The following is a 25,973-nucleotide window of genomic DNA, read 5'->3' as shown; positions in this document are numbered from 1 at the left end:
ATTATGGCAGTAAAAGAACATTCTTTAGATATTTCAGCAAAGCTTGATATGCAAGAGATGAAAAATGCAGTAATTCAAGCACAAAAAGAGATTGAAAATAGATATGATTTTAAAGGTATTTCAAAAGATATAGATTTAAATATTGGTGCTAAAAGTTTAACTTTAGTGAGTGCTAGTGACAATAAAATTGATGCTATGTTAGATATTATGATATCAAAAATGAATAAAAGAGGTATAAGTATTAACTCCTTAGAAGAGGTAAAAAAAGAAGATAGTAGTGGTGGGAATAGAAAATATACTTATAAAATAATAGATAGTATTGAAAAAGATGAAGCAAAAAAAATTCAAACTGAAATAAAAAATCTTAAATTAAAAGTAACAGCTTTAAATCAAGGAGATACTATTAGGGTCACTGGAAAGAATATTGATGATTTACAGACTATTATGAAACATTTAAAAACTTTAGATTTAAAAGCTCCTTTAGTATTTGATAACTTTAAATAATGAAGATTTTACTTCTTGAAGATGATATAGCCTTAAATGATATTTTGAGTGATTTTTTAAGTGATAATGATTTCGAAGTAACATCATGTGAAAATGGTGAAGATGCTCTAGAAAAACTTATAGAAAATAGATTTGATTTAGCAATTTTAGATATTAATACTCCAAGTTTATCAGGACTTGAAGTATTGATAGAACTTAGAAATAGATATAAGAATAATATACCAATAATCATAATAACAGCATATCATGATATAAGTAATCTTAAAAAAGCTTTTGAAAATAGAGCTGATGATTATATTAGAAAACCTTTTGATTTAGAAGAATTAAAAATTAGAATATCAAAATTAAATAGAGAATTTTTGCTAAAAGAAGATAATTTCTTTTTAGATGATAACACTATTTTTAAACCAGAACTTTCTCAAATTATTAAAAATGATAAGATTATAAATATTGCACAAAAAGAGAAAGACATTTTAAGATATTTTATAAACCATAAGTCAAGAGTTATTTCAAATGATGAGTTATTTCAAAATATTTGGAATTATAATGAAGCTCCAAGTGATGCTACAATAAGAGTTTATATAAAAACTATAAGAGAAATTATTGGTAAAAATAGAATTAGTACAATCAGAGGAGTTGGTTATAAATTTGAATAAAGAAGAGAAGAAAGCTTTTCTAGGTTTTTTAACTATTTATATAACTTCTACTATTTTTTTATTAGGTACAATTATATATATTTACTATATGAATGAAGTAAAATCTCTAAAAAATAGTTGTAGTATGGAACTTTACAACTCATCTATGAAAATAAAGAGTGAAATTGTAGATAAATATATTAAAAATGAAAAGTTTAAACCAATTAAGCTTGATAATGTTGATATAAAATATGCACTTTTTGATAAAAATAAAAATATCATATTTTCATATTTAGATGAAGATTTTAATATAGATTTTACAAAGAAAAATTTCTCAAATTCAAAATATAACTATTTTATTACAACAATAAATGAAGATGAAATAGAAATAAAATATATTGTAATGGAAAGTTGTCAAGAATACAATAATATTATAAATTTAAAATATATAATTATAAGTGTACTTGTTTTTAGTGTTATTTTTATAGGATTTATTGGTTATTTACTATCTTTGATACTTTTAAAACCTATTAGAAAAAGAGTTTTAGACATGGATAAATTTATAAAAGATTCTGCACATGAATTAAATACTCCTATAACAGTTCTTTTAAGTTCTGTTTCTATGCTAAAAAATGGTAAAAATCCTGAAAAAATGATGAAATATATTTCAAGTAGTTCAAAACAGATTTCACAAATATATAATGATATTCAGTTTGCAACATTTAATGAATTTAAGAATAATCATATTATAACGTTTGATTTAAGAGATTTATTAGTTGAAAGTATAGATTTTTTTACAGATATTGCAGTTTTGAAAAATATAGAAATTATTCAAAAATTGGATACTTGTATTGTAAAGATGGATAAAACTAAAGCTCAAAGAGTTTTGAATAATCTTATTTCAAATGCAATAAAATATAGTAAAAAAGATTCTAAAATAAATATTGAATTAAATAATTCTATTTTAATGGTTGAAGATTTTGGAATAGGTATTAAAGAAGATGAGATAAAAGAGATTTTTTTACGTTATAAAAGAGGTCAAAATAGTGAAGGTGGTTTTGGAATTGGTCTTGATATTGTAAATACTATTTGTCAAGAGTATAATTTAGTTTTAAATTTAGAATCAAAAGAGAAGATAGGTAGTAAATTTTTTATTGATTTCTCAAATGTTTGTATAAATATTTAGAAAACTATATTAATTTATAATTTGTTAAAATAACAGAAAAGATAAGAAATAAAATGATAAATATTATTGAAGATTTAGAAATAGGTGAATTAGAAGAGACAAATTATATAAAGCCTATTAAAGTGAAATTTACTTTGAATGGTGTTAAAAAAACGTGGGAAGCAGTAAGAAGCCATGATAGTGTAGCAATATTGCTTTATAATGTTGAAAAAAAGGCTTTTTTACTTGTAAAACAGTTTAGAATTCCTGTGTATTTAAATGATAAAAGTATTAAATATACATATGAACTTTGTGCAGGATTAGTTGATAAGAATAAGTCTATTGAAGAGATAGCGGTAGAAGAGATTGATGAAGAGTGTGGATATAAAGTAAAGATTGAAGATCTTAAAAAAATCACATCATTTTTTACAAATGTTGGAGTTAGCGGAGCAAAACAACATCTTTTTTTTACAATTGTGAATGACAGTCAGAAAATTCATAATGGTGGTGGGATAAATGATGAACAAATTGAACTTTTCTTTTTAGATGAGAATAAAATAGATGATTTACTCTTTGATGAATCAAAAGCAAAAACACCAGGTTTAATGTTTTCTCTTTATTGGTTTTTGAAAAATAAAGATAAATTAGGATTATAAAGTATGAAAAAAAGTATAATAATTTTAGCAATAGTATCGTCTTTGTTTGCTCAAGAAAATATTACTCCAGCAACTGAAGAGATAGATATAAATAACTCTTTTATTACTAAGTATGAGTATGGAAAAATGCTATTTAATAATCCAAGAGGTATTGGATGTAATAATTGCCATGGAGATGATGCAAGAGGGAAAAAAATAGTTGATTTTAAGCATACAATAAACGAACATACAACAAATAATAAAAAAGAGTTTATTTGTAGTTTAGTTGCTCCTGATATAAAGTATGTTGATTATGAAATTTTCTCAAAAAAAGTGAATTCTAAGAAAAATGAGAATTTAAAATTTGAGAAAGATCAAGTTTGTGATAAACTAATCTACCAAGCTAACGTTATGCCAACATATTTCTTGGTAGAAGATGAGATAGAAGCAATATATTACTATATTCAAAATATGAAATAAAATTATCTAGAGAAAGCAACTCCTATACCTACATTTGTAATTTCTCTATCGTAATCAATCAAACTTTGTCCATATCCATGAAAAAGTTGAAAAAGACCAAAAGTATTTTTTGATGCAATAAATTCAGGAAGTGGGAAAGTCCAATTGAATTCAGCCGCACCTTTATTTGTTTTATCAAATCTTAAGTTATTTCTTAAGAGTAATTCAAAAGTATGTTGTTTATAAGCATACAAAAAGTTTATATCACCATAACCATAATATTGAGAAAAATCAGGATTATCATCATCTGAATTTGATTCAGGTATTCTATACCAAACTCTAGGAGTTATAAATAGATTTGATAGTTGAAAATACCCTTCTAAATATATTCTATTTAAAGATCTACTTAAATCATCTTTTTTACCATTAGACGAGTGCATAAAAGATGCTTTTATTGCTTTGAAATATTCATTTTCTTTTACTGGTACTTGTATAAAAACTTCAGGTTCATAATTTGTTTCTCTAAAAGGAGCAGAGTGTTTTGTTGTTTGCCAATAAGATTTTTGTGTATATCCAACACTAATATTTTCATCTAGACCTAAAAGATTTTCTGACAATGGTTTTTCTATACTGATTTGAAATGCTGTTTCAAAATCATGTCTATCATCAATATCATTAAATGTATATGTAGCAGGAAGAATATAGTTTTTTTTGTAAGGATAGATTCCAAAATCTTTAGTTATAAGTTGCTCAACACTTTTTTCTGTTTCTTCATCATCAACGCTATCTATATTTCTTTCAAAGAATGCTTTTTTAAAATCTGTTTTATTTTCTTGTGTTTTTTGAGTTTTATTTAACTCATCTATATATTTTTCTTCTTTATTGTTGTTTATGATAGCAGCTTTTTTGTATAAAATCATAGCCTCTTTGAAATTACCTTCATCCTCGAGTTTTTGTGCTTCAATTAAAATGTTTTCATTAGAAGCCAAACAAATTGTAGATATCAAAATTGATAAAAGTTTCTTCATTTTTATAATTCCATAATTTTTTTGAAATTGTACTTTAATTTTAGTTTATAGTTTATAAAAGCCACAAAGTGATATAATCCGCCTTAATTTTTATAAAGAAGGTAATTAAATGCTAGTAGCACCATCTATTCTATCGGCTGATTTTGGAAATTTAGAAAAAGAAATAAAAGCAATTTGTGAAGCTGGTTGTGATTTAGTTCATGTAGATGTAATGGATGGACATTTTGTACCAAATTTAACTATTGGACCAGTTGTAGTACAACCTGTTGCAAAAGCTAGTACAAAACCTTTAGATATACATTTGATGGTTGAAAATAACAATTTTTTTGTTGATTTATTTGCTCCTTTAAAACCAAAATACTTATCTTTTCATTTAGAGAGTGAAAAACATCCTCATAGACTTATTCAAAAAATTAGAAGTCTTGAAATTAGTCCTGCAATTACTCTAAATCCTCATACAAGAGTTGAAGATATTGAATATCTATTAGAAGATTTGGATATGGTACTTTTAATGTCTGTAAACCCTGGATTTGGTGGACAAAAGTTTATTCCAAGTGTAATTGAAAAAGCTAAAAAATTAAAAGAACTTATAAATAAAAGAAATCCAAAATGTTTAATAGAGGTTGATGGTGGAGTTAGCGACAAAAACATTAAAGAGCTAAAAGATGCTGGAGTTGATATTGTTGTTGCTGGAAGTTATGTTTTTGGAAGTGATAGTTATAAAAAAGCTATAGATAGTTTAAAAATCTAAAAGAGTAAAAAATGAGAGTAAAAATTTGTGGTATTACAAATCTTGAAGATGCTTTAGATGCTATTAATTCGGGAGCAGATGCTTTAGGATTTGTTTTTTATGAGCCATCTCCAAGATATATAAAACCTATTGATGCAAGAAATATAGTTGAAGAATTACCACCTTTTATTCAAAGTGTAGGACTTTTTGTAAATGAAACAACAGAGTTCATAAATAAAATTTCTAAAGAATCTAAAATGCAATTAGTACAAATAATTGATGATGAAAATATTGTAAATTATGATAAATTAGAAGTTAAGCATCTTAAAGTTTTAAGAGTAAGAAATAAAGAAGATTTACAAAATTTAAAAGATGAATACTATTTAGTAGATGCATTTGTTGATGAATTTGGTGGGGCTGGAAAGAGATTAGCTTTAGATTTATTTAAAAACATAGATTGCTCAAAATTTATTTTAGCAGGTGGTTTAAATAAAGATAATTTAAAAGAATTAAATAATTTTGGTTTTTTTGGAGTTGATGTAAGCAGTGCAGTAGAAAAAGAAAAAGGTAAAAAAGATAAAAATAAGATGTCCCAATTCGTGAAAGCTGCACATGAAATCGCCTAAAAGAAGATATGTTTTAAAACCTACAAAACCAACTTTTTTAGATATTTTAAGAAGATTAAAAAAAGAACCTATTGAATTTAATGAATTTTTAAAGCTTTTAGAAGAAATAAGTGATAAATTTTATGAAAATAGTGAGTTAGAATTTGAGTTACTTTTAATAAATGGCTTACCAATAGATATTAAAAATAATTTTGTATATTTAAAAACAACTCAAACAAGTTTAGATGAACAAAGTTTTTGTTTTGTTGATATAGAGACAAATGGCGGAAGTCCAAAGCAAGGATATCAAATTATTGAGTTAGGTGCTGTTAAGTATAAAAATGGGAAGATTATTGATAAATTTGAATCATTAGTTTATGCCAAAGATGTTGCACCATATATTCAAGAAGTTACTAATATTACTTTAGATATGTTGCAAAATGCTCCAAGATTAGAAAAAGTGTTAAAAGAGTTTAAAACCTTTTTAGGTGATGATGTATTCGTTGCACATGATATAAAATTTGATTATAACTTTATATCTGATAGTTTTGAAAAATATAGTTTAGGAAAACTTTTAAATAGAAAAATATGTACTATTGATTTATCAAAAAGAACAATATTGTCTCCAAAATATGGACTTAGTACTTTAAAAGAGCTTTTAAATATTGATGTTGAAAATCATCATAGAGCTTATTATGATGCACTTACAACAAAGATTATTTTTGAAAATTGTCTAAGAAATATAGATAGAGAAAAAGTAAAAACTACTGAAGATTTGATAGCATTTTCAAAATCAAATAATATTATTAAATCAAATATCTAACATTTTTGGATATTTGAAAAATTCTAAATTTCCACTATTTTTTTCTATTTTATCCCAAGAATTTACATTGAAATTTATTTTAACAAGACCACTTGTAGGAATATTTTCATCAAAATTTTCTAATAAAAAATCTACTAAATCATTTAATCCAGGATTATGGCCAATCAAAAAAACTATATTATATTTTTTATTTATATTTTGAATTATTTTTAGTATATTTGAATAAGGTGCTTCATAAATTGAATCTTCAAATATTATTTTATTTTTATAATTAAATTCATCTACAAAATAGTTAAGAGTTTGTTTTGTTCTTTTAGATGGAGAAGATATTATTAAATCAGGAGTTTTTACTAACTTTCTCAATATTTTTGCCATTTTTGGAGCATTTTTTTCTCCTCTTTTGTTTAAAGGTCTATCGAAATCTTTTAAACTACTATCTTTCCATGAGGATTTTGCATGTCGTATTAAAATTAGCTCTTTCATTTTATTATATATCCTTATTTAGTAAGTATAATTTAGACTTATTTTATATCAATTATGTTTTAAAACACTTATTGATATAATCATTTTTTAGGATTTAACTTTGCTTTTAAAGTTTTTGGAAGATGAGCAAAGACCATCGTACTATTTTTCACAAAAGAATCGTTTTTAAAAATGGCTATTTCTAAATTCATTTTTTCTGTATTAAAATTTAATAGTTTTATTGTTTCGTCTTTTTGTAAAAATTGTAGATTTGAGTTTCTTAAGTCTATTATTTTTTTATTTGCCAAATTAGTTCCTGAAATAAATTTCAAATATTTTACTAAAATAGGGTTAAAAATATGAATCAAGAGGTTATAAAAGCAATTCCTTCAAATAGATTGCAGTTTTTTCCAGTTATGATGTTTGCAACAGTTATGGGGCTTGGAGGTTTAACTTTAGTTTTTGAAAGATTAAATCATGTTTTTTTATTTTCTTCTATGTTTGCTACAACTTTTTTAATTATAGCTACAACTTTATTTTTTGTAATTCTTTTTACCTATTTCTTAAAAATTATAAAATACAAAGAAGAAGTACTAAAAGAGTTAAATCATCCTATAAGAATTAATTTTTTTGCAGCAAGTTCAATATCAATGTTAATTTTATCAGCTGCATTTAGAGAGTATAATTTAGAAACTTCATTAAGTTTTTTTTATTTTGGAGCAATTCTACATATATTTTTCACATATTATACTATTCGATTTTGGATAAATAATAATTTAGAAATAGTTCATTCTAATCCAGCTTGGTTTATTCCTATTGTTGGGAATTTAATAGTTCCTATTGCTGGAGTTGGTTTTTTAGATAATGCTATTTTAATTTTTTATTTTTCGATTGGTATGTTTTTCTGGATAATATTATTTTCAATAATTTTAAATAGAATAATTTTTCACAATCCATTTGCTCCAAAATTTATGCCAACAATGTTTATTTTAATAGCACCTCCTGCAATAGGATTTATCTCATATATAAAATTAACTGGAAATTTAGATTTTTTTGCACAAATTTTATTTAGTTTAGCTCTATTTTTTACTATTTTAGTTGCATTTATGTATAAAAATTTTGTAAAAATAAAATTCTTTATTTCATGGTGGGCTTTTACTTTTCCATTAGCAGCTGTAACTTTAAGTTCAATTTTAATTTATGAATTGACAAAAAAAGATTTTTATATGTATTTATCTTATACTTTAGCAATGATTACAACTTTAATTGTAACTTTGGTTGCAGTTGCTACAATAAAGCATATGGCAAAAAAAGAGATATGTATAATGGAATAGGGTATAATCTCTATTTATTTAAAACTGTTTATTGAAGGATTATTTATGGAATATAGATATATTGGAAAAACTGGACTTAGAGTTAGTTCTATTTGTATGGGAACAATGACTTTTGGTTCAACTACAAATGAAAAAGAGGCTTTTAAAATTCTTGATGCTTCATATGATAGAGGTATAAATTTTTATGATACAGCTGAACTCTATCCTGTAACTCCTAGAAAAGAAACAGTTGGTATAACTGAAGAAATAGTTGGTAAATGGCTTAAAACAAAATCAAGAGATAGTGTAATTATGGCAACAAAAATTGCTGGAGCTGCTAGTGGTTGGTTTGTTCCACCAATTAGACATGGACTTACAGCAATTGATAGTTTTCATATAAAAAAAGCTATTGAAGGAAGTCTTAAAAGATTGCAAACAGAATATATTGACCTTTATCAAATGCATTGGCCTGATACTATAGTTCCTATAGAAGAGAGTTTAAAAGCTTTTGACGAGCTAGTAAAAGAGGGAAAAGTAAGATATATAGGAACATCAAATGATAGTGCTTATGGACTTACAAAAGCAAATGAAATAAGTAAATACAAAAATATTGCTAGATTTGAATCTATTCAAAATAATTTTTCACTTTTAAATCCAAGATTTCATGATGAATTAGCAAATGTTTGCAGGCATGAAAATATTTCTCTTCTACCATATTCACCAATGGCAGGGGGAGTTTTAAGTGGAAAATATAATAATGATTTTTTCCATGATGATGTTAGATTTGCAATATATTTAAAAGAGAAAAATAAAAGAGTTCAAGCAATGGCTCATAGATTTGTAAATTCTAAAACTTTAGAAGCTACAAGAAAATATTTAGAGCTTGCAAAAGAATATGGAGTGTCACCAGTTACTTTGGCTGTATCATATTCTAAACATTTTGATTTTGTAGCTTCAACTATAATTGGTGCTAGAGTTTTTGAACAACTAGAAGATAGTTTTAAAGCTTTTGATTTTAGAATTTCTGATGAATTATTAAAGAAAATAGAACATATTCAAAAAGAAATTCTTTATCCTATGGGATAAATTAAATAAAAATAAATAAAGTAGGTATCTTATATGAAATTTTCAGAGTTTATAGTTTGCGATGAAATAAATCAAAGTTTAAAGGAAAATAATTATAAAACTCCTACTTTAATTCAGTCAAAAGTTATTAAAGCAGTTTTTGAAAAAGTTGATGTAATTGCAAAAGCTCAAACAGGAAGTGGTAAAACAGCTAGTTTTGTTTTACCTATTTTAGAACTGTTTTCAAAACAAAATGATTCAAAAAAAGCTAAAATAAAAACTTTAGTACTAACTCCTACTAGAGAATTGGCACTACAAATTTCTGACACTTTTGAAATTTTTTCTAAATATTTAAATAAAAAGCCAAAAATTGTATCTTTAATCGGTGGAGAAGGTATTTCAAAACAACTTATAGATGTACAAAAAGGTTGTGATATAGTAGTTGCAACAACTGGAAGATTGATTGATATATTAGAGAAGAAGCAGATCAATTTAAATTATTTAGAGTTCTTTATTTTAGATGAAGCTGATAAAATGCTAGATTTTGGATTTGAAGAAGAACTAGATAATCTTTTAAAAATAATTCCTTCAACTAGACAAAATTTACTATTTTCTGCAACTTATCCAGATAAAGTTAAAAATATTATTTCAAGAATTACACAAAATCCAGTTTATATATCAATAGAAGAGCCACCAGTTGTAGAAAACATAAATCAAAGAGTAATATTAGTTAATAAAGAAAAAAAAAGTTTACTTTTAAGAGAATTAATATCTGAAAATAAGTGGGATAAAATTTTAGTATTTGTTGCAAATAAACGTTCATGTGATAATATCGCTTTTAAATTCAGAAAAAATGGATTAAATGCAATTTCTTTTCATTCTGATTTAACGCAAGAGGAGAGAAATAATACTTTAAAAGATTTTAAAGAGAATAAAATCAATATTTTATTCGCAACAGATATTGTTTCTAGAGGGATTCACGTTGAAGATATTTCCTGTGTAATAAATTTTGATTTACCAAGAGCAAGCGAAGATTATATTCATAGAATTGGTCGAACAGCACGAGCTGGAAAAACAGGTGTCGCTATTTCATTTATAGGTTTAGAAGATTTTGAACATTTCTCTTTGATTGAAAAAAGATGTAATATTTCTATAAAAAAAGAGCAGATAAAAGATTTTGAACTAATTGGGAGTCCAGTTAAAAAAGAGAAAGGTTTAGCACCAATTAAAGGGAAAAGAAAGAGTAAAAAAGACAAATTAAGAGAGTTAGCAAAAAAAGATGCTTAAGGCCTATTGAACTAAGGCCTTTAAACTTTTAATAGTAAAGAGTTTTAAATTTTCGTTTTTCATATTTTTTAATTCTGTGCTAAAACCATTTTTTGAGAAAATAACTATAATATCAGCTGATATACCTTCTTCTTTAATATCTTCCAAAAACTTATTTAGCTCACTTTTTTTCACTTTGTTATCACTATGTTTACAAAATCCCACTAATGTTTTATTAGAAACAGTTTTTGCTACTAAAGGTATTTGAATTTTTTCATCCCAATATTGACCATGTTGTTTTATTGGATCATCAGAAAAGTTATTTTTTATAAATGATAGTGCTAATTCTTCAAAAATAAAATCACTAAAATCAGATTCTCTATTTTGGAATTTTGTTTTAAACTCTTCATAGTTTCCTTCTTTTATTCCTTTGTATATAGGAGATACAAAAGCAAACCAAAATCTAAGAAATGGATTTGCAAAAAGCAATTTTTTTGCTACTTTAGAATCATTTCTTTTTCCTACTAGAAAGTGTTCAGAAGAATCTATATCAATAATCTCTTTTTCATACAAAGAGTCTACACATTTCATTCCTTCTTCAAAACTTACATGAGCTCTTTTAAAAGCATTTGTTGTTTTTCTATCACCAAGAGCAATTCCACTTAATATTGCATGTTCAACATGATAACCACCAGTTAGATGATTTATTTCACTTCTTAAATGATTGTAATTATTTAAAATGTTAGTCTCTATTAGTTCTAAAATTGGTTTTGAAGTATCAATTTGTATATCAAGTCCACCAAATATAGAGAAGTATTTTATAGCTATTTGCATATCAGAAATATTATTTGTTTTACAAAAAATAGCAAATTGCTCTTTTATAGATTTATCTAAAATTATCATTGTGTTTTGTTTTCCTTAATTTAAAGTTGCATTGTACAATAATTAGTGTGATATACCAATAAATAGAACTTTTATATAAGAGTTATTTTAGTTTTATAGTATAACTTTTTGGCAACATTCCTGTACAAACCGTACCCTCTATAAGTTTACCATTCTTTTTTGCTATAAAACCAGTACTTTTAACATCTGATTGAGAACATTCAAAAAAATTATATCCAGTTGTCTTTATATCTGAATATCCTTCTTTCTTCAAAAAACTTTTAGCGCCTTCTTCATCAGTACAACCTAAAAATAATATTATTGTTAAAATAGATAATATTAGTTTTTTCATGGTAAATCCCTTTTGTTAGTTTCGAATTAGACTTTAACAAACTCACTATTAAGGCACTTGAAGAAATTAAATCTTCTAAAAGTATTATATAGATTAATTTTTAATAAAGCAAGATAAATATAAAGAGTTATAAGTATAAATTTAAAAATAATATTTTATGAAAATTAAAAGATAATGCTGAAAATATAATAATTTTTATATAATTTAATTTATTAAATGCTAGAAATAGTTTTATGTTTAAGATAATATTATAAGTATTTTTAATAAAATGATTATTATTTTTTAGAAATTGGGGTTATAAATATGACTATAGGGAGAAAATTTACCTTAACAAATGTAGTTGTTACGGTTATTGTTTTAATTGTGGGTTTTTTTATATTAAATAAATATAAAAATGATCTAAGAGATGAGATTTACAGTGATGTAATTGTAAATTTGAATTCATTAAGTGAACTTAGAATTGGTTCAAAGCTTGATGTAGGTATATCAAATGCAACTTCAATAGCAAATGATTCAAATATTCAAGAGGCTCTTAATTTAAAAGATAGAGATTTAGCTATTAAAACAATTGGTAGTTTAAGTTCAAAAATGAAAGAACAAACGCCTTTTAAAAATATTCAAATACATATTCATACATCAGATAATCATTCATTTTTAAGATCTTGGAAACCTTCAGAATTTGGTGATGACTTAAGTTCATTTAGACCAAGTGTTGTAAAAGTAAATAGTGAGAAAAAAGCTATAAATGGTTTTGAAATTGGTAATGATGGATTAAGTTTAAGAGCTGTTGTTCCTATTTTCAAAGATAAAAATTATGTGGGTTCTTTAGAATTTATGCAAGGAATTAATTCTGTTGCTAATGATTTTGATAAAGAAGGAAGAGGTTTTCTACTTCTAATGGATAGTAATCTAGCTACTTCTAAAATAAAAGAAGAAGATAAATTAAATAATTATTTAATTTCGCAAAAGTTTAGAAATGATAATTTTATGCTAGATGTAAAAACTATTGATTTTATTAAACTTTTAAACGATAAATTTTTCATTTCAGCAAATTATTTTTATACATATATTGATGTTAAAGATTTTTCTGGTAAAAAATTAGGAATAGCTTTAGTTGCAGAGCCTATACAAAATGTTGAACAATCTATTTCTCAAGCATCAAATATTATCTATGCGGCTTTAATTATTTTAACATTAGCTTTATTATTTACTATGATAAATACACTACTTAGTATGAAAAGAAATATATTAACTCCTATATTAAATTTAAAAAATACAATTGATGAAATTAAAAATAATTCATCAGAAACTACAAGAATAGAAGTTAAATCAAATGATGAAATAGGAGATGTTGTTACAAGCTTTAATCAATATTTAGATTCAATTGAAAAAGGTTTAATTCAAGATCAAAAAGTAATTGATGAAGCAAAAGATATTATTGAAAAAGTAAATGCGGGATTATTTAATGATAGTATAAAAGGAAAAGCTCATTCAAAAAGAGTTAATTCTTTAGTTGATGAAATTAATAGTATGATTAGAAAAACTCAAGGGAACTTAACATTAGTTAGTGAGTCTTTAGTTGCTCTTTCTCATGCAAAATTTGATCATAAAGTTCCTAGTATTTCTAATGTAACAGGTGTTATTGCATCATTATTAAGTGGAATTAAAGTTACTCAATCTAGTATAAATGAGATTATGTGTTTAATTGAAAAATCAACTATAGATTTAACAATGAGTTCTAAAGAGTTAGCGACAGCTTCTAGAAGTTTAAGTGAATCTTCAAATATTCAAGCAGCAAGCCTTGAAGAAACAGCTGCTGCTATTGAAGAGATAAGTTCGACAATTTCAAGAAGCAGTGAAAATGCTTCAAATATGGCTAAATATGCTCAAAATGTTACAAAATCTACAAATTTAGGAATAGATTTAGCTAGACAAACAGCAGTTTCTATGGATGAAATAAATAAAGAAGTCTTACAAATAAATGAAGCTATATCAATTATTGATAATATTGCATTCCAAACAAATATTCTTTCATTAAATGCAGCAGTAGAAGCAGCAACAGCAGGAGAAGCTGGAAAAGGATTTGCTGTTGTTGCTGGTGAGGTTAGAAATTTAGCAACAAGAAGTGCTGATGCTGCAAATGAAATTAAGAAAATAGTTGAAGCAGCAACTTTAAAAGCTAAAAATGGAAAAACAATAACTTCAAATATGATTGAAGGTTTTAATGAATTAAAAGAAAATATTGATACTACTATTAAGTTGATAGAAGATGTTGCAACTGCTAGTAAAGAACAACAGCAGGCTATGAGTCAAATAAATGATACAGTAAATAGTTTAGATCAAGCAACACAAAAAAATGCAATCTTAGCAACAACAATCAATGATATGGCTGCAAAAACATCTCAATTAGCAGTTAGTTTGGATGAAACAATTCATCAAACAAGTTTTGATAAAGATGCACATAAAAGAATTTGTGATGGAAGTATGATTATTGAAATAAATAAATTAAAATCTGATCATATAAATTTTAAAAATTATAATTTCTCTGTTTGTAAAGAAGGTGAAATATCAACAGTTACAGGTTCAAAAGAGTGTAACTTAGGAAAATGGATGGCAGCAAATGCAAATGAAGAATTTGCAAAAACTAATGAGTGGCAAATATTAATAGAATCTCATAATTTAGTTCATAAATTAATGCAAGATACTATTGTTTTATATTCTGAATCAAAACCAAATAGTGATATTTTTGCAGTTACAAATGAGATAGAAAAACATACTGATATTGTATTTGATATGTTGAATAGAATAAGAGAAATAAACTGTCAAAATTTACAAAACTAAACCATAGAAAAAATTCTATGGTTTAATTTATCTTTTTTAAGTTCTATAAAATTTAAACAATTGTAAAATAAGTCTCGATTTTTTTGTATGTATTACAAAAAATATTAAATTCAAAGGAGCGTTTAGCATGAATAATCAAATTAAAGTTGCGATTGTTGGATATGGGAATTTAGGAAGAGGTGTTGAGCTTTCTATTTCAAAAAATCCTGATATGAGTTTAGTGGCTGTTTTTTCAAGAAGAGATCCACAAAGTGTAACTACTATAAACACTCCAGTTTATTCAATAAATAACATTTTAGAATTTAAAGATAAAATCGATGTTTTAATTTTATGTGGTGGTTCAAAAGATGATTTACCTATTCAAGGACCACAATTTGCTGAACATTTCAATGTTGTTGATAGCTACGATAACCATGCAGAAATTCCTCAATATTTCGCAAGTGTTGATAAAGTAGCATCAAAAAATAAAAAAGTAGGGATGATTTCAATTGGATGGGATCCAGGAATGTTTTCTATAAATAGATTATTTGGTGAAGCTTTATTACCAGACGGAGATACTTATACATTCTGGGGTAAAGGTTTAAGTCAAGGACATTCTGATGCAATTAGAAGAGTTGAAGGTGTAAAAGCTGGTGTTCAATACACAATTCCATCAACTAGTGCAATAGAAAAAGTAAGAAGTGGAAGTAGACCAACTTTAACTACAAAAGAGAAACATGCAAGAGAGTGTTTTGTAGTATTAAAAGATGGAGCAGACGCTAAAAAAGTAGAAAATGAAATAAAAACTATGCCAAATTACTTTGAACCATATGATACTACTGTAAATTTCATATCTCAAGAAGAGTTTGATAAAAACCATAATACTATGCCTCATGGTGGGTTTGTAATTAGAAGTGGAATCAGTAGTACAGGAGTTAATCAAGTAATTGAATATTCATTAAAACTTGATAGTAATCCAGAATTTACTGCAAGTGTTTTAGTTGCGTATGCTAGAGCTACTTATAGATTGGCACAAAAAGGTGATTTTGGAGCAAAAACAGCTTTTGATGTAGCACCAAATTTACTTTCACCAAAAACTTCTTTAGAATTAATAACTGAAATTTTATAATAATCTGTCCTTTAGGACAGGTTTTATCCAACAAATACTCTTTATTTTAAATCTAATTATTTTTAGTTAAAATACGAAAAATACTACATATTCAAGGTAATCATTTGTATAATAGATCTGATAGTCAGCTTTCAAGCTTTAATATAAAAAGCTTTTTTATTGAGTGGATATTTCTTATATTTTTTCTTCTTATTTTATCTATTTTTGTATCTTTTATGTTATTTCATCAAAATGAAGATATTCTAAAAAGAGAAGAAGATAGATTATTAACTCAAGCAAAAATTCTAAATGATAATTTATTAAATCAAATTAATTCAATAGAGCAGGCATTATTATCTACAAGAGTAATAATAGAAAAAGATGGTTTAAGTGATAAAAAATCAAAAGATCATGTAGAAGAACATCTTAAAACATATGTAAAAGTTTTACCATATTTAAGAGCTTTTGTTGCACTTGATAAAAATGGAGAAGTTATAGCAACAAGTAGAGAAGATATTTTAGGATTTAATTATTCAAGTAGAGAATATTTTTCAAATATTAAAAATAATCCTTCAAAAGGTAAACTCTACGTAAATAGACCATATAAAACGCTATTAGGGGCTTGGACTATAAATTTAGCACTTATGTTAAGTGATGAAAAAGGAGATTTTAATGGGGTTATTTTTGCTGTATTTGAACCTTTACAGTTAATGAAAACATTAGAATCTGTTTTTTATGCAAATGATATGAGAAGTTCAATTATTCATGGAGATGGTACTTTATTTTTAATGGCTCCAAAAAAAGATGAAGTTTTAGGTATAAAAATTAATACTGAGAATTCTTTTTTATATAAGCATAAACTAGGTAATAAGTTAAATAGTATTTATAAAGGTAAAACTTTTATAGCAAATGATAATAGACTAGTTGCATTTTATACTGTAAACCCACAAAATATTGATGTTGATTCATCTTTATATATAACTGTTAGTAGAGATTTAAATGCTTTATACGTGAATATAAGAACTGAAATTTATATAGTTGTTGCATTGATGATTATTTTAATTTTAAGCTCAATTATTGGTTTATATCTTCTTCAAAGAAAAAGATATTTTTCAAGAATAAAAGAGATAGAGCAAGAAGAAGAAAAACGAAAAATTCTCGAAACATATGCATATATAGATAGTATGACACAAATTGCAAATAGAAGATATTTTGATCAGTTTTTAGATAAAGAGTGGAGATATTGTCAAAGAAATAAAAAGAATTTGTGTATTGTTTTGATTGATATTGATAATTTTAAATTATACAATGATAGATATGGACATCAAGCAGGAGATGAGTGTTTGAAAAAAGTAGCTAGAGTTTTAGATGATAATTTGAATAGATCACACGATTTTATAGCAAGATATGGAGGAGAGGAGTTTATTTGTATTTTACCAAATACGAATATTGAAGATGCAAAGGTAATTTGTGAGAAATTAAGAGTTGAAATTGAGAACTTGAAAATTTCTCATGAAGATTCTAAAACTTCTAATGTTGTAACAATAAGTATAGGAATTTCTTGTACTATTCCTAATGAGAATATTGAAATGAATGATTTAATAAGAAAGGCTGATAATGCCCTTTATCTATCCAAAAAAGCTGGTAGAAATAAGCTAAGTGTAGAATTATAATTAAAAGGAGATTATTCTCCTTTTAAACCTTTTCTCATTGCTTCAATTAGCTTATTGTCGGCTTTTGTGTTAGTAAAATATTCAAATGCTAATACACCTTGATATAAAAGCATATCTTCTTTACTGCATATTTTCTAATAACTTACATTTTTCTACAAATACCCTATATTTAGGGCTTTTTAAAGTTAATAACGAGTATAATTTTTGCATATAAATACATTTTTTTACATAATTATACTAGATTAGGGTAGAAATAGGGTAGATAAAAAGTGAGGCAAAAATGGCACGTTTTAAATCTAAAAGATATTTAGGTGTTTATTATCAAACTTTAAAAAATAGTGATAAAGCATATTATATAACTTATAAAGAAAATAATAAGAAAGTATGGCTTAAAATTGGATTGCATAGTGAAGGAGTAAGAGAACAATTATGTCATCAAAAAAGAAATGAAATTAATACTAAAATGAGATTAGGCGAAGATTTACCAGAAGTAGCTAAAAGAAAAGCAGAAACACTCAATGAAGTAGCTAAAAATTTTTTTGATGAAAAAGCTTTGCATAATAAACGAAATAAAGGAACTAGAGCAAGAGTTGAAAAACATATACAAAATACATTAGGGGATATACCATTAAATAAAATTACAAAGGAACAAATAAACAAAATTCAAAAAGAGCTTTCAGATAAATTATCACCAGCTTCAGTAAATTTTGTTATAGGGCAATTAAACGCAATATTTAACTGGGCAATAGAAAATGAATTACTTGATAAAAATCCTTGCAAGTTTGTAAGAAATATAAAAATAGATAACACAAGACTTCGTTATTTAGAACTTGAAGAAATTAAAATATTAAAAAAAAGATTGGAAAATGATAAGCTATTATACTATTTTGTAATACTTGGACTTTCAACAGGAGGAAGACTCCAAACACTATGTAATATAAAAGTTAACGATTTTAAAGAAAATGGAACAATAAGATTATATGACTTTAAAAATGAAAGTGAATATTATGGATTTATAGATAAAGATTTATATGCAGAAATTAAGTTATTTATAGAGTCTATCAACAAAAAAGATAATGATTTTATATTCCAAAATACAAAAATTGAAAATTATATGAATCAATATTATTATAGGCAACTACAACCAATATTTGATGAATTATTTAATAATAAAGTTAAAAATTTAACTGCACAAGATAAAGTTGTTATTCATACTCTAAGACACACATTTGCATCACATTTAGCAATTAACAATACACCAATATTAACAATAAAAAAATTAATGAATCATAGTGATATTAAGACTACAATGCGATATGCTAAATTAAGTAAAAGTAATGGAGAAGATGAGGTTATTAGATTAACAAAAACTTTAATTAGTTTATAATGTAGAGTATATATTATAAATAATAATGATATAAATTTGAGTTACTTTTTTGTCAATAAATTATTTTTATAAATAAAAATAGAAAATTTGATTTGATTATTTTTTTCTTTAAGGTATAATTTAAGTAATACACAATACTCAATACACAAAGGAAAATTATGGAACTATCTATAAAATTACAAGAATTATCTCAAAGAATTATTGGTTTAAAAGATAATGTTTTAACCGAAGAAGCAACAAAACACTCTTTTATTATGCCATTTATTAGTGCGTTAGGATATGATATTTTTAATCCAACTGTTGTTGTACCTGAATTTACTGCTGATATAAGTAAAAAGAAAAATGAAAAAGTTGATTATGCGATTATGCACAATAACCAACCACTTATTTTAATTGAAGCAAAATCTCATACAGAAAATTTAGATATTCACGCAACTCAATTAGAAAGATATTTTACTGTTACTGAATCAAGATTTGCAATTCTTACAAATGGTATTGAATATAGATTTTTTACAGATTTAGAAAAACCGAATAAAATGGATACAACACCATTTTTTACATTTAATATATTAAATATGAAAGATAGAGATTTAAGAGAACTTGAAAAATTTACAAGTACAAATTTGGATATAAATAAAATACTTACAAGTGCTGAAACTAAAAAATATGTTAGTGCCATTAAAAATATTTTTAAAGAAGAAGTAAAAAATCCTAGTGAAGAATTTGTAAGAATATTTGCTTCAAAATTAACAGAAAAAGCTTTAAGACAAAATATTTTAGATGAATTTAAAGCCTATGTAAAAACAGCATTTAGCGAAATTGTTATGGATATGGCTCACGATAAAATAAATTCTTTGAAAAGTAAACTAACTGTTGAAATAAATGATAATCAAGAACAAGCGGAAATAGTTGTAGAAGATAGTGGAATAGAAACAACAGAAGAAGAATTACAAGGATTCTTTATTGTTAAATCAATAATAGCAGAAAAATTAGGATTAGAAAGAATATTTGCAAGAGATACAAAAAGCTATTTTGGAATTTTATTAGATGATAATAATAGAAAATGGATTTGTAGATTAATGTTTAATACTAGACAAAAATATCTATCTTTACATATTGAAGACAAAAAAGAAGAAAAATTTACACTAGATAAAGTTGAAGATATTTATAAATATAAAAATGAAATCTTAGCTATTGTAAATAGATTAGATAGTGAAAAAATATAAATAAATATCTAGATAAATAAATATCTAGATGAACTTTAGATTGAACATTTAAAATGTATAGGAAGTTAAGATGAAATATTTTTTATTGATGATTTTAATATTTATAAATTCATTATTTGCTAATCAGCAAGTTAAAAAGAAGGTAGAAGAAGATAAAAAAATAATAAATGCTTGTAATTCAGGAGATGCAATAGCATGCAATTCATTAGGAAATATTTATTTTGACTTATCTAGTGATAAAGCAAATGTTTTTATAGGAATATTATTGCACAAAAAAGCTTGTAAGCTAGGAAATGAAGAATCTTGTAAAATTATTAATGATTATGAGGATAAAAAATATAAATCTTTATTTACTGATAATGAAACAAAAATTTTAAATTTTATGATAAAAGAAGAATTAACATTTTTTTTACAAGGAAATGAACCTATCTCAATTTTTAAAGAATATTATAATTCAAAAAGAACTCACATTGCTGCCACATCAAATGATATTCAATTAGATTATGAGAAAAATGAAGTTGGGGCTGATTTAAAATATAAAAATAAAGATATTGTAGTTTCAGGAGAAGTATCAAGAATTTCTAAAGATGCTTTTGATTCTATTTATTTAGATTTAAAAGGTGGAACAAATCAGTTTATGCCTCCTAAAGCTTATATTGAAAAAGAGTATATTGAATGGGTTTCAAAGCTTTCAAAAAAAGATAAAATAAAATTATTTTGTGAAAAGTCTTCTATGGTTATGGGTAGCGCAATTTTAAATAATTGTAAACCACTTGATGCTGTTATTGAAGAAAAAACCAATAATATAATTGATTTAATTGATAAAAAAGAAATTAGTGCACTTAATGAAGATTTATTTATTATGGGTTTTACGATAAAAGAATTATCAAAATCTTTAAAAAACAATAGTAAATGTTACACTTCTAATGATATGAATAGTTGCATCAAAGAGTTAAATTCTGTTATGCCTAAATTTCAAAAAAATTTTAGTGATTTGAAAGGGCTTTTTAAGTAGTTAAATTAAAAGAAATATTGTTTTTTCTGGTAGGAAGAATCCTATCAGAATATTGTTTTTACGGATTGTTGAGATTTCTTTAATTGATACTCAACTATATTTTGTACTGGGAACATAAAACTTTTTTTCCCATTTCCTTCAATATAATTGGGACAGTCAGAGCAAGATTTTCTCCTTTCATCTAGTGTTCTGCTACTAATACCTAATACTTCGGCAGTTTGATTAGAATTTAGTAGTAATCCATATTTTGAAATTAGTGTTTGTATCATTGTTAAAATAAGTTCTTTGTTATTGTCTAAATTCATATTAATTCTTCTCCTTTATAATTTTTTATTAATCCTCTTTTTAGAGCTTCTTTATGTGCCACATAGTGGATACTTTCATCTATTTTTGAAAGATTCTTTCTAGTTTCTGTTTTGTCAAGATATACCAATAATTCATAATCATTTAAATTTGAAACTATTTTATTTGGTCTAATTGGTTTTATTAAATCACCATTATTTAAAAGTCTAAATTCTTCTTTTTCATTTTTATTTTCATCTATAAAATCAACTAAAATATAATCTTTTTTTAGTTGTGTAATTGTTGTCTTTTTAGTTAAAGTATCTTTTGCTTTATAATATAAATCTTTTAAATAGTCATCTGTTAATGGTAAATTATTTATATATGCTTTTCTAATTATTCCAATATATTCAATTTCAAATTTTTGTTCACTATAAACTAATATATTTCTTTTCACTCTTTCAAGTGGTAATTGATTTTGCAAGAAAGAATCTATTTTATAATTCTCTTTTATGTAATTCCATATAGGTAAAGTTTCTGCTCTGTTTTTTGTGTTGTTCTGAATGTCTTTCTCTGTAATGTTTGAAATATCTACTAATCTAATATCTTCCATTGATTGTTTAAATAGGTTTTCTGCATTTAAAAATAAATCTTCAATAGTACTTATATTAAATTGTTTTAAATGTGTTCTATGTAGCTCAAATTCAATATTAAATATTGGTTTAGTAATGTCAAAATCATTATTTAAAAAATATTCATTCATTAAATCTTTTTTACTTGATTTTTTTAACTCTAAAGTTTTATTGTAAATCCTTAATTTAAAAGGCTCTTTGCCAATGTAAATAGTTTCAGTTGTATTTGCACTTCCAATTTCACTAATTGTTGCATACTTTCTTTTTCTAGTAACAAACATCTCTTTAGTAATAAATGATAAATCACTTTGAATAAAAACATTTAAATCTGCTCTAGTTATTGGAAAGTAGCTAGTTATATAATCTTTTAGTAAAATATTATTTATAAATTCAATAATGCTTTTTATTCCAATAGTATATATGCTAAATGCTAGAAGTTGAACTCTAATGTCATTTAAACTTCTGTTTTTAAATTTATCTTTGAAACCAATTTTAAAATTATCATTCATATCTTTAAACCAATGAAATCCTTCTGCAACTCCAAGAAATATTAGTGGAGTATCATTAATTGTAATAATTAAATCTTTGTTTTCAAAGGCAATATCTTTTTTTAAAAACTTTCCTCTTTGATTTTCTAGTTGGTCTAAAACCTCTAGATATAAATCATCATAATTTTGATTTGATTCACAAAAATAATATAGTGAATCAATACCACTTAGTATTTTAGTATCAGTCATTTTTTCCTCTAATATTTTTATTTTTACGTTTAGAAAGGGGTGTTACTAAATACCCCCTTCACCTAGACGGGCAAAGCCCTAAATGGTACTAAATACCAAAGAAGGTAATATTACCACTAGCAAAGAAAGAACACTTAACATCAACTTGCTCACCAATTTTATTTTCGAAATCAACTAACTTGTTGTTAGGAATCGTAATGTCAAATAACTCATTTTTTCTTTCATTGTTATTTAAAATAGTTTGACACATTAATTGAAGTTTTACTTTTCCTTCTTTTGTTTCACCAGTTTCTTTATTAGTAAAATCTGCAGTCTTAAAAATATTTATTAATTGACCTTGTACTATAACGTTCATAATTTTCCTTTAGTTATATATTTAATTTGATTGACTGAAATATTTCAGCAACTTATCTCGTATCTAACTAATCGATTAGTGTTTTATGTTGCAACGAAGGAATTATTACAAAAATGTAAATGAAATATTGGTAGTTTTTTTCCAGAATTTCAGGAAAATTTGCGAAGTTTTTTAAGAATGTACAGTAATTACTAGTTTATAACGTATTTTAATTGATGATACATATTCTGAAAATTATTAATATTAGAAATATATAAATTTTTTTTAGCCAATTCTGTTTTATTGAATTTTAAAGGAGTTTCTTCTAAACCTTTTTTTACTCCATGCAATAACTTATTTAATAAATTAAATTCTGAAATATACAAATTTGTATATTTTTTATTTGTTGAATAGTCGTATATTGTATAATCATGATAAATTGATATTTTTCTAACATTATGAGATTTTCTGTAATCCAAATTTATATCTATGCCTAATCTTGCAAATAAGTGTGATACTTTATCTGTTAGAGGTTTTTTATTTATTTTTAGATTATTATTTACATGGTTAAATATTTTTAAAGCACTAGATTTATAGATCTTTTTACTATTTAATAAATATCCATTTAATATATAAAAAATACTATGAAAATAATCTATATTATTAGTAAAAAATTCACTATTTTTTTTGTTGTATTCATAACTTTTTTCTTTATTTAGCTTATATGATTTTTCTTTTTCTGATTCACTAAAAGAATTATATAGTACTAACAAATCAAGAAAACCTTTATATTTTGCAAGGGCATCTGTTTTATCTATTTTAAAATCTTCAAAAAGTCCTATAGCATATTCAATTTTTAATATTTGATTTTCATCATCCAATATTTTTGCTTTTTCTAATTCATTTTTTAGTGTATTTATTTGCTTATCCGTATTTTGTATATCATGTTCTATAGATTCTAAAATGTGATTTTTTGAACGATATTCTTCTAATTCTAAAGATACTGTTTGCATATCATTTATTATTGAAAATATACCTAATATGATATTTACTAAATCATCATTATTAGAATGAAGAGAATGAATACTATTTATTTGTTCTTTAGTTAAAAAGTAGTTTAAATCATGAATCCTATTTTCATCTATAGTATCAAAATTTATATGCTTAAAACTCGTTATTTCTGTATATAAATTATAAACTTTGATTATTAAATTATCAATCTCTTCTTCTTTATTTTTATATTTTTTATCTAATAGAATAATATCTCTTATCTCAGGTTTTAAATCTAACATTTAATGAATCTTTTGTGTATTAAATTTGGAATCTATCGTTTATTGGGGTAGAAATAGGGTAGAAAAATCTTTTTTAAGATTCTCCTTTTAAACCTTTTCTCATTGCTTCAACTAGCTTATTATCGGCTTTTGTGTTAGTAAAATATTCAAATGCTAAGACACCTTGGTACAAAAGCATATCTTCGCCATCTTTAATTTCATTATGAAAACTCTTTGCTAATACTAAAAATGGAGTTATTCTTCCATAAATACAATCAAAAGCAAAAGAACTAGATTTTAGAACATTTTCTAGTAGCTCTTTTGGTGCAGGAAGTTCTTCATCTTTTAAACCAGCACTTGTTGAATTTACAACTAAATCAAATTTTTCATTTACAAAATCATCAAAACTAAAAGATTTTATACCATGATTTTTGAAGAAATCTAGTTTAGATTTACTTCTATTTAGAACTGTTACATCAACATTTTCTTCTTGAAGAGCTAAAGATATAGCTTTTGCAGTTCCTCCAGCTCCCAAAATTAAAACTTTATTTATTTTTCCAAAACTTTGTATTGCTTTTAGAAATCCAGGTGCATCCGTATTGTAAGCAATAACTTGATTGTTTTGTAAAACATAAGTATTTACAGCTTCTATTTTTTGAGCAATTCCTTTCACAACATCTGCTTGTAAAAAAGCTTTTTCTTTGTGAGGAACTGTTATATTTGCTCCACTAAATTCATTTTTAATAAATTCATTTTTTAGTGAATTTCCATCAACTAAATGAAATTTTTCATAAATTGCATCAAAATTTATATGTTTAAATCCTGCATTTTGCATTTGTGGAGATTTTGAGTGAACTACTGGGTCCCCAAATATTACAAATTTTTTACTCATATTAAGCCTTTTTTGCTATAAAATTAAATATTGGGAAATTTCTATTTTCTCTTTCGTAAATGTATACAATTTCAAAAATAAAATTGCTAAATCCTATTTTTGTACATACATTTATTAGTTCATCTTTTGAAAAACCAAAATGATAAACTCCTTCATTATTGTATTTTGCATGAAATGTTCCATCTTCTTTATCCAAATCATTTATGCAGATATAACCAGCATTTTTTAAAGATTCAAAACTTTTTTGAAAGAACAATTCAATATTTTCTATATGATGAAGAGACATAGAAGATATTATTAAATCAAAACTGTTTTTTGGTAAATTATCATGTAAAATGTCATGTTTTTGAGCTTTAATATTTTTTAAATTTTTATCTTTTGCTTTTTTATTAAATTCTTCAACCATTCCATTTGAGCTGTCTAAACCTAAAACTTCATTTGAATCATCTTTTAATGCAAATCCTACAAGTCCCGTTCCACAACCATAGTCTAAAATACTTTTTATTTTAGAGAAGTCTAGATGTTTTTTTAGATTATCTATGCAAGCATCAGTTTTATCAAGTGTTGTTTGCTTTTTATCCCAATCTTTTGCTTTCTCATCAAATCTACTCAAAATTCTTCCTTAAAGGTTTTTTAGGCAAGATTATACCAAAAGCATATTAAGAAGAGAAA

The 25,973-nt window shown here is 24.7% G+C and carries 29 protein-coding genes; 17 read left to right on the top strand and 12 right to left on the bottom strand.

What is annotated here, in order from left to right:
- Positions 1–3: 3 nt before the first annotated feature.
- The 5 genes from ACBT_RS07370 to ACBT_RS07350 are packed head-to-tail and all read left to right on the top strand — an operon-like array spanning position 4 to position 3,419.
- Positions 4–504 carry a YajQ family cyclic di-GMP-binding protein gene (locus ACBT_RS07370; RefSeq protein WP_024775151.1) on the top strand — a complete coding sequence of 167 codons (501 nt, stop codon included), beginning with the start codon at positions 4–6 and terminating at the stop codon, positions 502–504.
- On the top strand, positions 504–1,160 hold the full coding sequence (locus tag ACBT_RS07365; RefSeq protein ID WP_024775150.1) for a response regulator transcription factor: 657 nt from the start codon (positions 504–506) through the stop codon (positions 1,158–1,160). Before ACBT_RS07370 ends, ACBT_RS07365 begins: the two co-directional genes overlap by 1 nt.
- Positions 1,108–2,325, top strand: coding sequence for a sensor histidine kinase (locus ACBT_RS07360; protein WP_024775149.1), 1,218 nt, complete (start codon positions 1,108–1,110; stop codon positions 2,323–2,325). The genes ACBT_RS07365 and ACBT_RS07360 overlap by 53 nt, the downstream gene beginning before the upstream one ends.
- Positions 2,326–2,378: 53 nt before the next feature.
- Complete coding sequence (locus tag ACBT_RS07355) at positions 2,379–2,960, top strand: NUDIX domain-containing protein (RefSeq protein ID WP_024775148.1); 582 nt, start codon at positions 2,379–2,381, stop codon at positions 2,958–2,960.
- Between the two features lie 3 nt (positions 2,961–2,963).
- Positions 2,964–3,419, top strand: a complete 456-nt coding sequence (locus ACBT_RS07350) for a c-type cytochrome (RefSeq protein WP_024775147.1) — start codon at positions 2,964–2,966, stop codon at positions 3,417–3,419.
- A 2-nt stretch (positions 3,420–3,421) separates the two neighbouring features.
- Here ACBT_RS07350 and ACBT_RS07345 read toward each other — a convergent pair whose 3' ends face one another.
- Positions 3,422–4,426, bottom strand: coding sequence for a phospholipase A (locus ACBT_RS07345; RefSeq protein ID WP_024775146.1), 1,005 nt, complete (start codon positions 4,424–4,426; stop codon positions 3,422–3,424).
- A gap of 109 nt (positions 4,427–4,535) precedes the next feature.
- On the opposite strand from ACBT_RS07345, the gene rpe reads away from it, so the two are divergent.
- From rpe to ACBT_RS07330, 3 genes are read left to right on the top strand one after another with little or no spacing between them, the layout of a single operon-like run.
- Positions 4,536–5,177 carry a ribulose-phosphate 3-epimerase gene (rpe, locus tag ACBT_RS07340; protein ID WP_024775145.1) on the top strand — a complete coding sequence of 214 codons (642 nt, stop codon included), beginning with the start codon at positions 4,536–4,538 and terminating at the stop codon, positions 5,175–5,177.
- Positions 5,178–5,188: 11 nt separating this feature from the next.
- A complete protein-coding gene (locus tag ACBT_RS07335; RefSeq protein ID WP_024775144.1) occupies positions 5,189–5,782 on the top strand; it encodes a phosphoribosylanthranilate isomerase in 594 nt (197 codons plus the stop codon).
- Entirely contained in the window at positions 5,769–6,584 is an 816-nt protein-coding gene (locus ACBT_RS07330; protein WP_024775143.1) for a 3'-5' exonuclease, read from the top strand. The genes ACBT_RS07335 and ACBT_RS07330 overlap by 14 nt, the downstream gene beginning before the upstream one ends.
- On the opposite strand, the gene ACBT_RS07325 is transcribed toward ACBT_RS07330, so the two are convergent.
- Together ACBT_RS07325 and ACBT_RS07320 are read right to left on the bottom strand one after the other, a co-directional pair.
- Positions 6,573–7,067: a SixA phosphatase family protein gene (locus tag ACBT_RS07325; RefSeq protein WP_024775142.1), complete on the bottom strand. Its 495-nt coding sequence runs from the start codon at positions 7,065–7,067 to the stop codon at positions 6,573–6,575. The genes ACBT_RS07330 and ACBT_RS07325 overlap by 12 nt on opposite strands.
- An 80-nt stretch (positions 7,068–7,147) precedes the next feature.
- Positions 7,148–7,354, bottom strand: a complete 207-nt coding sequence (locus tag ACBT_RS07320; RefSeq protein ID WP_024775141.1) for a hypothetical protein — start codon at positions 7,352–7,354, stop codon at positions 7,148–7,150.
- Positions 7,355–7,405: 51 nt separating this feature from the next.
- Here ACBT_RS07320 and ACBT_RS07315 point away from each other — a divergent pair, with 51 nt between their 5' ends.
- From ACBT_RS07315 to ACBT_RS07305, 3 genes are read left to right on the top strand one after another with little or no spacing between them, the layout of a single operon-like run.
- A complete protein-coding gene (locus ACBT_RS07315) occupies positions 7,406–8,380 on the top strand; it encodes an SLAC1 anion channel family protein (RefSeq protein WP_024775140.1) in 975 nt (324 codons plus the stop codon).
- A 45-nt stretch (positions 8,381–8,425) separates the two neighbouring features.
- Positions 8,426–9,445, top strand: coding sequence for an aldo/keto reductase (locus tag ACBT_RS07310; protein ID WP_024775139.1), 1,020 nt, complete (start codon positions 8,426–8,428; stop codon positions 9,443–9,445).
- A gap of 33 nt (positions 9,446–9,478) precedes the next feature.
- On the top strand, positions 9,479–10,711 hold the full coding sequence (locus ACBT_RS07305) for a DEAD/DEAH box helicase (protein ID WP_024775138.1): 1,233 nt from the start codon (positions 9,479–9,481) through the stop codon (positions 10,709–10,711).
- Between the two features lie 3 nt (positions 10,712–10,714).
- Here the strand turns inward: ACBT_RS07305 and ACBT_RS07300 are convergent, their stop codons facing one another.
- Positions 10,715–11,593, bottom strand: coding sequence for a DUF234 domain-containing protein (locus ACBT_RS07300; RefSeq protein ID WP_024775137.1), 879 nt, complete (start codon positions 11,591–11,593; stop codon positions 10,715–10,717).
- 82 nt (positions 11,594–11,675) lie between these two features.
- A complete protein-coding gene (locus ACBT_RS07295) occupies positions 11,676–11,924 on the bottom strand; it encodes a hypothetical protein (protein ID WP_024775136.1) in 249 nt (82 codons plus the stop codon).
- A 303-nt stretch (positions 11,925–12,227) separates the two neighbouring features.
- Here ACBT_RS07295 and ACBT_RS07290 point away from each other — a divergent pair, with 303 nt between their 5' ends.
- The 3 genes from ACBT_RS07290 to ACBT_RS07280 all read left to right on the top strand — a co-directional run bounded on the left by ACBT_RS07290 (position 12,228) and on the right by ACBT_RS07280 (position 17,525).
- Positions 12,228–14,765 carry a methyl-accepting chemotaxis protein gene (locus tag ACBT_RS07290; RefSeq protein WP_024775135.1) on the top strand — a complete coding sequence of 846 codons (2,538 nt, stop codon included), beginning with the start codon at positions 12,228–12,230 and terminating at the stop codon, positions 14,763–14,765.
- Between the two features lie 127 nt (positions 14,766–14,892).
- A complete protein-coding gene (locus tag ACBT_RS07285; RefSeq protein ID WP_024775134.1) occupies positions 14,893–15,873 on the top strand; it encodes a diaminopimelate dehydrogenase in 981 nt (326 codons plus the stop codon).
- A gap of 104 nt (positions 15,874–15,977) precedes the next feature.
- On the top strand, positions 15,978–17,525 hold the full coding sequence (locus tag ACBT_RS07280; RefSeq protein ID WP_024775133.1) for a diguanylate cyclase: 1,548 nt from the start codon (positions 15,978–15,980) through the stop codon (positions 17,523–17,525).
- A gap of 11 nt (positions 17,526–17,536) precedes the next feature.
- Here the strand turns inward: ACBT_RS07280 and ACBT_RS11830 are convergent, their stop codons facing one another.
- Positions 17,537–17,638, bottom strand: a complete 102-nt coding sequence (locus ACBT_RS11830) for a hypothetical protein (RefSeq protein WP_193210000.1) — start codon at positions 17,636–17,638, stop codon at positions 17,537–17,539.
- A gap of 167 nt (positions 17,639–17,805) precedes the next feature.
- On the opposite strand from ACBT_RS11830, the gene ACBT_RS07270 reads away from it, so the two are divergent.
- The 3 genes from ACBT_RS07270 (at position 17,806) to ACBT_RS07260 (ending at position 21,153) form a co-directional block, all read left to right on the top strand.
- The gene (locus ACBT_RS07270; RefSeq protein ID WP_024775132.1) at positions 17,806–18,912 is read left to right on the top strand and encodes a tyrosine-type recombinase/integrase; all 1,107 of its coding nucleotides are present in this window, start codon (positions 17,806–17,808) and stop codon (positions 18,910–18,912) included.
- A gap of 158 nt (positions 18,913–19,070) precedes the next feature.
- Positions 19,071–20,138 (top strand): type I restriction endonuclease, encoded by a 1,068-nt coding sequence (locus tag ACBT_RS07265; protein WP_024775131.1) that lies wholly within the window; start codon positions 19,071–19,073, stop codon positions 20,136–20,138.
- A 70-nt stretch (positions 20,139–20,208) separates the two neighbouring features.
- Positions 20,209–21,153, top strand: coding sequence for an OB-fold protein (locus tag ACBT_RS07260; RefSeq protein ID WP_024775130.1), 945 nt, complete (start codon positions 20,209–20,211; stop codon positions 21,151–21,153).
- Between the two features lie 44 nt (positions 21,154–21,197).
- Here ACBT_RS07260 and ACBT_RS07255 read toward each other — a convergent pair whose 3' ends face one another.
- The 6 genes from ACBT_RS07255 to ACBT_RS07230 all read right to left on the bottom strand — a co-directional run bounded on the left by ACBT_RS07255 (position 21,198) and on the right by ACBT_RS07230 (position 25,914).
- Positions 21,198–21,458: a hypothetical protein gene (locus ACBT_RS07255; protein ID WP_024775129.1), complete on the bottom strand. Its 261-nt coding sequence runs from the start codon at positions 21,456–21,458 to the stop codon at positions 21,198–21,200.
- Entirely contained in the window at positions 21,455–22,804 is a 1,350-nt protein-coding gene (locus ACBT_RS07250) for a hypothetical protein (protein WP_024775128.1), read from the bottom strand. The genes ACBT_RS07255 and ACBT_RS07250 overlap by 4 nt, the downstream gene beginning before the upstream one ends.
- Positions 22,805–22,892: 88 nt before the next feature.
- Positions 22,893–23,159 (bottom strand): hypothetical protein, encoded by a 267-nt coding sequence (locus ACBT_RS07245; protein WP_024775127.1) that lies wholly within the window; start codon positions 23,157–23,159, stop codon positions 22,893–22,895.
- 191 nt (positions 23,160–23,350) lie between these two features.
- Positions 23,351–24,430, bottom strand: coding sequence for a hypothetical protein (locus ACBT_RS07240; RefSeq protein ID WP_024775126.1), 1,080 nt, complete (start codon positions 24,428–24,430; stop codon positions 23,351–23,353).
- Positions 24,431–24,503: 73 nt separating this feature from the next.
- Entirely contained in the window at positions 24,504–25,301 is a 798-nt protein-coding gene (locus ACBT_RS07235; protein ID WP_024775125.1) for a shikimate dehydrogenase, read from the bottom strand.
- A gap of 1 nt (position 25,302) precedes the next feature.
- On the bottom strand, positions 25,303–25,914 hold the full coding sequence (locus ACBT_RS07230; RefSeq protein ID WP_024775124.1) for a class I SAM-dependent DNA methyltransferase: 612 nt from the start codon (positions 25,912–25,914) through the stop codon (positions 25,303–25,305).
- Between the last annotated feature and the right edge of the window lie 59 nt (positions 25,915–25,973).

The organism is Aliarcobacter cibarius (assembly GCF_013372265.1).
Lineage (GTDB): Bacteria > Campylobacterota > Campylobacteria > Campylobacterales > Arcobacteraceae > Aliarcobacter > Aliarcobacter cibarius.
The sequence above is the reverse complement of the archived record's forward strand: the minus strand, read 5'-3'. Positions and strand labels throughout refer to the sequence as shown.